Raw genomic sequence first — 1,356 nt, forward strand, 5'->3', positions numbered from 1 at the left:
TGGATCAAGTTGAAAACTTGGGGGGAAGGTTAAAAAGTTGTTGTTTTGCAGCTCATCAAGAACCATCAGTTTTGGATCAGGCATACCGACAGTTAATAGAATTAATGCTCCCGCAGGGACTTTTAGAATATTTCGAACTTATTAAAGTAACCCAGTCACCCAATGGGCTTCACATTTATCTGGAAGAAATAAACCAGGTGCCAGTCGAGTATAACGATAGAAAACTGCATTCAAAAGGCTTTCTACCAGAGGTTCGAGTGCAAGATTTTCCCATCAGAGAGAATAAAGTGACACTGGTGATCAAACGCCGTCGCTGGGAAGATGTTAGTAGTGGCGATATTATTACCAGAGACTGGAATGTCGTTAGTGACGGAGCTCGTATAACCAAAGAGTTCGGTCTTTTTTTAAAAGAAACATTTGGACGATAACCCCATCAGTCCTGTACTTCTAGGTTTTTTATTCCACATAGACGGCAAACAATTACAGCAACAATACAAGCATCATTTAAGCGATTTTACCAGCTGGGAGCAGAAAGAGCATGCTACAGAATGGATGCTATTTGAACAGAATATGGGTTCATATTTGAGCATCGATGAAACAGCATTCTCTAGTGGAGAATTGTACACTATTGTAACCAATAAAGCCGCCAAAGGCCGTAGGGGCTCACTAGTGGCTATGATTAAGGGCACTCAATCAGATCAGTTGATTGATATTCTGAAGAAAATTCCCAGACGATTGCGCATAGAGGTCAAAGAAGTGACAGTGGACATGGCAGGTAGCCTGAATCGTGTTGTAGATAAGTGTTTTCCTAGAGCCTCGAAGGTGATAGATCGTTTTCATGTCCAGCAACTGGCATTTGAGGCTGTACAGGAAATTCGGATCAAACACCGTTGGGAAGCCATGGATGAGGAAAATAGTGCTATAGAACAAGCAAGGAAAAAACAAGTTGCTTTTCATCCAGAGGTACTGGTCAATGGCGATACCGTAAAGCAATTGTTAGCCCGTAGCCGTTACCTGTTGTTTAAGCATCCGCGGCTATGGACACGGGACCAGCAGCAGCGTGCAGAACTATTATTTGCACGGTATCCTGTAATTCAAAAAGCATATCAGCTATCACTAAGATTAGGTGAAATATTCCGGCTGTCCAAGACCCGTCAGGAGGCTTTTAAGAAGCTGGCGCTATGGCATATTGATGTTGAATCCTCAGGACTGCCATCCTTTAAAACCCTTGATAAGACTATACAGCAACATTATCTGGGCATCCTGAACTTCTTTGATAATCGGGCCACCAATGCTGCTGCCGAATCCTTCAATGCAAAGATTAAAGCCTTTAGAAATGCCTTACGAGGAGTGAGA

At 42.7% G+C, this 1,356-nt stretch carries 2 protein-coding genes; both read left to right on the plus strand.

Going from position 1 to position 1,356, the window contains the following annotated elements; all coding sequences use genetic code 11:
* Window positions 1-428, plus strand: a 428-nt coding sequence (locus C7475_RS32700) for a hypothetical protein (RefSeq protein ID WP_233260051.1), incomplete at its 5' end; no start/stop codon positions are given.
* Window positions 418-1,356, plus strand: a 939-nt coding sequence (locus tag C7475_RS32705; RefSeq protein WP_110057641.1) for a transposase, incomplete at its 3' end; no start/stop codon positions are given. The genes C7475_RS32700 and C7475_RS32705, both read left to right, overlap by 11 nt.

The organism is Chitinophaga sp. S165 (assembly GCF_003182155.1).
Lineage (GTDB): Bacteria > Bacteroidota > Bacteroidia > Chitinophagales > Chitinophagaceae > Chitinophaga.